General features: G+C 69.4%; 8 protein-coding genes. All 8 read right to left on the bottom strand.

Annotation, left to right across the window (positions count from 1 at the left end; genetic code table 11):
- The coding region (locus QAA18_RS04565) for a c-type cytochrome (RefSeq protein WP_279411376.1) at nucleotides 1-1,068 on the bottom strand (1,068 nt) is incomplete at its 3' end.
- Nucleotides 1,065-1,709 carry a cytochrome c oxidase assembly protein gene (locus tag QAA18_RS04560; RefSeq protein WP_279411373.1) on the bottom strand — a complete coding sequence of 215 codons (645 nt, stop codon included), beginning with the start codon at nucleotides 1,707-1,709 and terminating at the stop codon, nucleotides 1,065-1,067. The genes QAA18_RS04560 and QAA18_RS04565, both read right to left, overlap by 4 nt.
- Nucleotides 1,706-2,059: a hypothetical protein gene (locus QAA18_RS04555; protein WP_279411370.1), complete on the bottom strand. Its 354-nt coding sequence runs from the start codon at nucleotides 2,057-2,059 to the stop codon at nucleotides 1,706-1,708. Before QAA18_RS04555 ends, QAA18_RS04560 begins: the two co-directional genes overlap by 4 nt.
- On the bottom strand, nucleotides 2,056-4,542 hold the full coding sequence (gene ctaD, locus QAA18_RS04550; RefSeq protein ID WP_279411368.1) for a cytochrome c oxidase subunit I: 2,487 nt from the start codon (nucleotides 4,540-4,542) through the stop codon (nucleotides 2,056-2,058). Before ctaD ends, QAA18_RS04555 begins: the two co-directional genes overlap by 4 nt.
- Nucleotides 4,539-5,480: a cytochrome c oxidase subunit II gene (gene coxB / locus QAA18_RS04545; protein ID WP_279411366.1), complete on the bottom strand. Its 942-nt coding sequence runs from the start codon at nucleotides 5,478-5,480 to the stop codon at nucleotides 4,539-4,541. The genes ctaD and coxB overlap by 4 nt, the downstream gene beginning before the upstream one ends.
- 50 nt (nucleotides 5,481-5,530) lie before the next feature.
- Nucleotides 5,531-6,892: a replication-associated recombination protein A gene (locus QAA18_RS04540; RefSeq protein WP_279411364.1), complete on the bottom strand. Its 1,362-nt coding sequence runs from the start codon at nucleotides 6,890-6,892 to the stop codon at nucleotides 5,531-5,533.
- 33 nt (nucleotides 6,893-6,925) lie between these two features.
- Nucleotides 6,926-7,579, bottom strand: a complete 654-nt coding sequence (locus tag QAA18_RS04535) for a hypothetical protein (protein ID WP_279411362.1) — start codon at nucleotides 7,577-7,579, stop codon at nucleotides 6,926-6,928.
- A 67-nt stretch (nucleotides 7,580-7,646) separates the two neighbouring features.
- The gene (gene lolA, locus QAA18_RS04530; protein WP_279411359.1) at nucleotides 7,647-8,267 is read right to left on the bottom strand and encodes an outer membrane lipoprotein chaperone LolA; all 621 of its coding nucleotides are present in this window, start codon (nucleotides 8,265-8,267) and stop codon (nucleotides 7,647-7,649) included.

The raw sequence follows: 8,267 nt of genomic DNA, 5'->3' as shown, positions 1-8,267 counted from the left end.
AATGTCGCGATCGCTCAGCCCGGCTGCGGCGCGCTCCATGATCGGCGCATAACGCGTGCCGCCGCGCCCGCCATCGCGGAACAGGCGCAGCTGCAGCGCGAGATAGCCGGCGTACTGGCCGTCCAGCCGTGGATACATCCGGTTGCGCTCGCCAGGACCAGCCCCGGGTCCATGGCAGGCGGCGCAGGCCGGAATCCGGCGCATGCCGTTGCCCCGTTCGGCCAGGCGGCGGCCGCGGGCAACGGCCTCCGCCGCTGCCGGGGCCCGCACCGGGACCGAAGCCGCCTTCGCCGGCTGCTTCGCATAATGTTCCGCCATCGCCCGTCGCTCGTGTTCGTCCAGATCGGCAGCCACCGGCTGCATGATCCCGCTGCGCCGCTTGCCGCTCGCGTAGGCCTCGAGGCTGGCCAACAGGTACGCGCCTTCCTGCCCGGCAAGCCTGGGGAACGCATCGGTGCCCCGCCCGCTGCCGTCGCGCCCGTGGCAACGCGCGCAGTCGCCCAGGACGCTGTCGTCGTCGCCATCCACCCCGTAGGCCAGCTGGCGGAAGCGCTGCGGCGACATGCCCTCGATCTGCTCCAGGAACGCCACCATCGCCCAGACTTCGTCGCCGCGCCCACGCGTGCCCCAAGCCGGCATCGCGGTGTACTTGATGCCGTGGTCGACCACCCAGAACAGTTCCTCCGGCGTCATCCGGCCCAGTTTCTCCGGCAGGAATGGCGGCGTCGGCGTCATCTGCCGAACCACGTGCCGCCGCGGAACCCCGGGGGCGCCGTGGCAATCCATGCAGGCGGTGGCGTAATGCCCTGCCCCCTTCTGCAGCAAGGCAAGATCGTCCAGCGGCGGCGCCCGCAGTTTCATCGCGCGCACTTCGACCGCGCGCGACATGGCCGAGTGCAGCAGCACGCGGGTCACCGGCCAATGGCCTGCGTCGGCTGCCACCGGCGCCATGCCGGCGGCAACGAACATCAGGGCACCGGCAGCGAGCAGCACCACGACCAGCACCGCATGGCGCAACAACAAGCGGAACCGCAGGCGCCGCCGGCGCCTGGAGCGCACGCGTTTCATCCGTGCGCCTCCTGCCGTGGATGCAGCAACCGCTGCAGCAGCACCAGGGCGCCGACCATGTACGACAGGCCACCGATGACAAGCATCAGGACCCCGCCGACATGCTGGTCGTGCAAGGCGTCGGCGGGAGCACCGTGGCCCGCGTGCACGTAGAGCACGCGGCTGGACATCGCCAGCAGCACGCCCAGCAAGGTCATGTGCGTTGCCGTCAGCAACAGCGCCAGCGTGCCGGCGGCAGCGCGCTCGCGCGAAGGCACGCGTCCCTGGCCGAGTGCCGCAAGCCACAACAGCATGCCCGCGCCGAGGAAGCTGGCCTGCTCGAGCACCATCGCCACGGCACTGGTGCGCCCGAGCGTGTGCAAAACCGGCGCGTGCCAGGCCCACACGAGCAGGAACTCGATCACCGAAGCGAACAGCACCCACCACGGTGCCGCCATCCACCCGCGCGGCCAGCGCCGTGCAGGATCGAAACGGGTATCCGCGATCGCGGCCGCCAGCAGCGGCGCCGCCAGCGCGACCACGCCCATGTGCATGGCCATGTGCGCAGCGAACGAATGGCGGGACAGTGCCGGCAGCGGCCCGAACCAGAGCAGCGCCAGCAGCGCGACGCCGGAAATCGCCTGGGCGTGGCGCAGGCTCATCGGCAATCCCCGATGATCGCGATCGCCAGCGCCGAGTACAGCACGGCGACGGCACTCAATCCGCACAGCAGCAGGCTGGCCAGGCCGAGGAACCGGCTGCGGTCGCCCGTACCGGGCCCGTCGTGCGGCACTGCCGCCCTGCCCCGGCGATGCGCGCGCCAGCCGCGCCAGCCGAATCCCGCGATCACTACCAGGGCGACCGCAGTCAGTACCCAGAGCGCGATCCGTGCCTCGCCCAGCGCGGCCACGCGCGACATCTTCGCGCACCACACCGCGGCCAGCACATAGCAGGCCAGGAAATGCAGTGCCCATGTCGCCGGGCCCGCGACCAATGTCCATGGACTCTTCATGCGAGCAACGGGAATCCGGCGATCGCCGCTACCGTCACCAGCAGCGTGATCGCGGTGAAGTGCCAGTACAGCACGACGTTGTGGATGTCGATGTCGTAACGCGCGGTCAGCCGCCCGGCGACACGGCGCGCGATGCAGTACAGCAGCATCAGCACGCCTGCCGCGACGTGCACGATGGTCCAGGCCGACAGCAGCCACACCGTGGCCGGATACACATGCGTGGCCGGATCCATCGCGTGCGTCATCGGGCCGGCGAACAACGCCGCGATCGAGGCCAGCGCCATCAGTACCGCCGCCGCGCCGCATGCGTGGAACGCCGTTGCCTTGTCGCGCCGGTTGCAGGCCCGCGCGGCCAGCGTCGCCAGCCAGGCCCCGAGGCCCGCGGCCAGAGCAATGGACGGCCATGCGACGCCTGGCCCGACGGCCGATGCAGTAGCGAAGTCGTCGTGGATGGTCCAGAAGTACAGGTAGCCGAAGACCAGGCTGGCGAACGCGGTCATGTCGCCGATCATGGTGATGAACATCGCCCACCAGCCGACCGACTTCGGCCCCGAGGCATACAGCGGGAGCACCAGGTCGCGACCGACGTCCTTTTTCGCCTTCTCCGGAATCCTGGCGGTCCCAGTCCACAGCCAGGCGACGATCACGGCGATCGCCAGCAGCCCGCTGATCGCCGCCGGCACGTACAGGTGGAACACCGGGAAGACGAAGGCGCCACCGGTGAACACGGCAGCCCACAGGGTCAGGAAGGTCGGGCCGGGAACGCGCAGGCACTGTTCCGGTTGCGCGTCGGATACCGAGGTCACCAGGGTTTCACGCTCCAGTTCCGGCGCGTCGCCCAGGTAGTAGCGGCCCGCCTCCGTGTCGGTGGCCAGGCCCGGCTGGTCCCAGAGCGGATAGCGCGACTGCACGATGGGAATCGAACGCAGGTTCCAGGGCGGCGGCGGCAGTTCGCCCAGCCATTCCAGGGTGCCGCCCCGCCACGGATCGCGCCCGTCGTTGCCGCGCCGCCTGGCCGTGCGCAGCGCATCGAACAGGAGCAATGCGAAGGAGGCGGCAAGCACGAGCGCGCCGATCGTCGACACCAGGTTCGGCAGGTCCAGCCCCTGCCCTGCGTGGTAGGTGTAGACCCGGCGCGGCATGCCCATCAGCCCGCTCAGGTGCATCGGCAGGAAGGCGATGTTGAAGCCGGCGAACATCAGCCAGAAAACCCACTTGCCGAGTGCATCGGAAAGCTTCCGGCCGAACACCAGCGGGAAGTAGTAGTAGGTGCCGGCCACCACCGGGAACACCATCCCGCCGATCAGCACATAGTGCAGGTGCGCGACCACGAAATGGGTGTCGTGCGCCTGGAAGTCGAACGGCGCCAGCGCCACCATCACGCCGGTCAGGCCGCCGAGGACGAAGATCACCAGCGCACCGAGCACGAACAGCATCGGCACCGAACGCGCCAGGCGGCCGGCCAGTACCGTCGCCAGCAGTGCGAAGATCTGGATGCCGGTGGGCAGTGCGACGGCCTGCGAGGCCGCCGAGAAGAACGCCAGCGAGATGTTGGGCATGCCCGTGGTGAACATGTGGTGTACCCACAGACCGAAGCTGAGGAACCCGGTACCGACGGCCGCAAGCACGATCCAGCTGTAACCGACGACCGGGCGCCGGGCGAAGGTCGGCACGATCATCGCCACGAGCGCAATCGCCGGCAGGAAGATGATGTAGACCTCCGGGTGGCCGAAGATCCAGAACAGGTGCTGCCACAGCAGCGGATCGCCGCCGCGCGCCGGGTCGAAGAACGGCCACCCGGCCATGCGCTGCAGCTCGAACATCAGGTCGCCGGCGATCAGCGGCGGGAACGCGAAAAGGATCATCGCGCCGACCACCAGGATGTACCACGCATACAGCGGCATCAGGTGGATGCGCATGCCCGGCGGGCGCATCTTCAACACGCCCACGATCAGTTCCACCGCCGCGGCGATCGAGGCGATCTCGATGAAGCTGAGTCCCAGCAGCCACACGTCGGGGCCGTAACCGCCTTCGAACTCGGTGCTCAGCGGCGGATACATGAACCAGCCGCTGCGCGGCGCCGCGTCGAACAGGATCGAGCCGGCCACGAACACGCCGCCAATGAGGAAGCACCAGAAGCCGAACGCCGACAGCCGCGGAAACGGCAGGTCGCGCGCCCCCAGTAACGACGGCAGCACCAGGATCGCGAAGGCCTCGAAGATCGGCACCGCGAACAGGAACATCATCACCGAGCCATGCAGCGTGAACAGCTGGCTGTAGGTGTCCGCATCCACCAGGTCGTTGTCGGGCACGGCCAACTGCAACCGGATGAGCACCCCGAGCAACCCGGCGAACAGGAAGAACCCGATCGCCGTGGCCGTGTACCAGCGCCCGACCACGGTGTTGTTGACCGAAGACCAGTAACGCCAGCCTTGTGGCGTCTTCCAGGCGGTGCGCAGGCGGTCGAGCGCGGAATCGTTCATTGCAGCGACTCCAGCCATGCGGCGATGGCGCGCACGTCCTGCGCCGGCAACATGTCGAACGCGGGCATCAGTGCCTCTGGCTTGGCGTGGTGCGGCGCGTTGATCCAGCGTCGCAGGGATTCCCCGTCGTTGGGCAAGGTGCCGGCCGCCAGTTCCAGGCGCGAACCGAGATGGGTGAGGTCCGGTCCCACCTCGCCAACGGCTGCAGTACCGCGGACAGTGTGGCAGCCGCCGCAGCCGTTGCCGAGGAAAGCCGCCCTGCCCCGCTGCGCCAGCGCGCCTGGCGGCTCCGCCGCTGGCGCGGCCTGGGCTTGCAGCCATCGGTCGAAGTCGCCGCGCGGCATCGCCACGGCCAGGAAACGCATGTGCGCGTGCGAGGCGCCGCAGAACTCCGCGCAGACGCCGCGGAACACGCCTGCGCGTTCGGCGCGCAGGACCAGGTGCGTGTCGCGCCCCGGGATCATGTCGACCTTGCCGGCCAGCGCGGGGATCCACAGCGAGTGGATCACGTCGGGACTGGACAGCGTCAGCACGACCGCTTCGCCCACCGGCAGCCGCAACTCGTTGGCGCTCGGGACCACGCCGCCATCCGGCGACTCATAGGCGACGCGCCACCACCACTGCTCGCCGGAGACCCGGACGCGCAATGCATCGGGCGGCACCTCGGCGCGCAGCGGCGGCATCAGCAGCAAGCCGTATGTCAGCAAGGCGCCCAGGACGACGGTCGGCACCATTGCGCCGCCGACAATGATCAGCCAGCGCGCCTTGCGTTCGGCTGCTGGTGCCCGCCGCCTCATCGCATGCCAGGCGATGAGGCAGACCACGGCCCACGCCAGTACCGCGCCGATCGCCATGATCCAGAACAGGTGCAGGATCGTGCCGGCCTCGGCGCCACCGGGAACAAGCGCCGACAGCGCGGGTTCGGAAGGATCTCCCACAGGCTCCTCGTCGCACGGGTGCGCGAACGCCAGCCTGCAGGGGTCCCGCGTTAGGGCTCGTGAAGGCCGCGTGCTTCCCTGCGCGCCTTGCGCAACGCGTCGAGCTTGTCCTTGAGCTTGATCTCGAGGCCGCGTTCCACCGGCTCGTAGTACACGCGTTCGCCCATCGCGTCCGGGAACCCGGTCTGGCCCAGGGCGACGCCGCCTTCGGCGTCGTGGTCGTACTGGTAGCCCTTGCCGTGGCCGAGCTGTTTCATCAGTTTCGTCGGCGCATTGCGGATGTGCATCGGTACCGGTTGCGAGCCGTGCTGCTCGACATCGCGACGGGCGGCGTTGAACGCGGCATAGGCTGCGTTGGACTTCGCGGTGCTGGCCAGGTAGATCACCACCTGGGCCAGGGCCAGGTCGCCTTCCGGACTGCCCAGGCGTTCGTAGGCGTCCCAGGCGTCGATCGCCATCGGCAGTGCGCGCGGGTCGGCCAGGCCGATGTCCTCCACTGCCATGCGGGTCAGGCGCCGCGCCATGTAGGCGGGATCGGCGCCGCCGTCGAGCATGCGCGCGAACCAGTACAGCGCGGCGTCGGGATTGGAGCTGCGCACGGACTTGTGCATCGCCGAGATCTGGTCGTAGAACTGGTCGCCGCCCTTGTCGAAGCGACGGGTGCGGTCGGCCAGCACCTGGGCGAGCGTGGCGTCGGTGACGGTGCCGCCCTCCTCCACCACCTCGGCGGCGATCTCCAGCAGCGTGAGTGCCCGGCGCACGTCGCCGTCGGCGGCCTGGGCGATCAGTTGCAGCTGTTCGTCGCCCACATGAAGGTCGCGGTCGCCGAGTCCGCGCTCCGCATCGGCCAGGGCCTGGCGCAGCGCCACGGTGATGTCCTCGACCGACAGCGCTTCCATCACGTGCACGCGGCAGCGCGACAGCAGCGCCGAGTTCAATTCGAAGGAGGGGTTCTCGGTGGTCGCGCCGACGAACAGGATGCTGCCGCGCTCGATGTGCGGCAGGAACGCGTCCTGCTGCGCCTTGTTGAAGCGGTGGACCTCGTCCACGAACAGCACGGTGCGCCGCCCCTGGTCGAAGCGGGCGCCGGCTTCGGCCAGCACCTGGCGGACCTCGGGAAGTCCCGACAGGACTGCCGAGATCGCGCGGAACTCCGCGTCCGCGTACTGCGCCAGAAGCAGCGCAAGCGTGGTCTTGCCGCAACCCGGCGGGCCCCACAGGATCATCGAATGCACGCGGCCGGACTCGATCGCGCGGCGCAGGGCCGAACCCGGCGCGAGCAACCGCCGCTGCCCGACCATCTCGTCGAGGCTGCGCGGGCGCATGCGCTCCGCCAGGGGTTTGAGCGCGGCGTTGTCCGCGGCGAGGAGGTCGTCGTTGCCGATCGTCGGTGGGGCGCTACGTCGTGGCATGCGCCAAAGATACCCGTTGCGCCCGCCGGCGGGTCAGCCGCCGTTGTCCTGTCCGTCGTAGCCCAGTTCGTAATCCAGGCGCAGCCACTGGCCGTTGCGGGGGTCGTACAGCGCCCGCACCGTGGCCTGCGTGCTGCCTTCGGCGCCGAAGTGCGCACTGCCGTCGGCCACCAGCGCCATCAGGTCGCCGGCGCTGCGCGACTCCACGTCCGCCAGTTCGATGCTGGCCGGCTGGCTGGCGAACTCGGCGCGCAGGCGACGCGTGGCCTCGGCTTTCAGTTCAGCCGCCAGTTTCGCGTCGACTTCGAAGGCGATGTCCCGGGGCGCCTGCATCTGCAGGGCGGTGGTCGTCGCACGCCCCGTTTCCAGGTCGTACAGGGCCACGGCATCGAAGTCGATCCAGTCGCCGGCATCGTCCAGCAGGATGCGGCCGCGTGCATGGACCTCGCGTTGCGCTGGGCCGGCGGGATCGATGTCCAGGCCGGCCAGGCGGATGCGCACGTCGCGCTGCGGAAAGCCTTCGCGGATCGCGGTGCGTAGTGCAGCCGACAGCTGCGTGCGGTCCGGTGCGACCTCGACTGCCGGCCGGTCGATGCGCACGGTATCCGCACCTTGCGCCTGCACGTAATCCTGCCCCGGCAACAATCCGGTGGCGACCAATGCGGCGATGGCGAGGAACTGGCGCATGGCGACAATCTGCCGCGCAAGCCGTGCAGGGTCCGTGAGTCGCGCTCGCGGAATCCTGCAGGTTTCGTCACCCCTCGATCACGTCCAGGCCCGGAGGCGGATCGAAGCTGAACGTGGACTTGGTGAACGCGGGATTGCGGTTCCATTGGCCGAAGTCGATCACGCTCTTCTGCCCGAGTGCGTCGGTGAACTGCATCTTCTCCAGGCCGTGGGCGCCGAAGCCCAGGCGCGCGGATTCGAACGCCGCGCCTTCGCCGTTGCGCGGCTTCAGGCTCAGCCACTCGAGGCCGTCGGCCTTTCCGGCTTCGGCGACGATGTAGTCGCTGTCCAGGCGCTCGGGATCGATCAGCGCCGCGAGCGGGCTACCCTGTTCGGCCGCTCCTTGTGCCCGGCGCGTGGCCTGTTCGAGGTCCGGGTCGTACACCCAGACATGCTTTCCGTCGGCAACGATCAGCTGCGTGTAGGGCTTGCGGTACTCCCAGCGGAACAGGCGCGGCGCCGACAGGGCGACCTCGCCGCTGGAGGACTCGCGCAGCTTGCCGTTCGGGTCGAAGACCTGCTGGGTGAACGGGGCTTGCAGACCCTTGACGTCCCTGGTGAACGCGGCCAGGTCGTCGCGCGCGCCGGCGAAGGCGGTCGAGGCGAACATGGCGCCGATGGCGATGGCAGCTCGTGCGATACGTTTCAT

The sequence above is a fragment of the Luteimonas sp. 8-5 genome (assembly GCF_029763755.1).
Lineage (GTDB): Bacteria > Pseudomonadota > Gammaproteobacteria > Xanthomonadales > Xanthomonadaceae > Cognatiluteimonas.
Note: the sequence above shows the minus strand (reverse complement) of the source record. Positions and strands in the feature narration are given on the sequence as shown.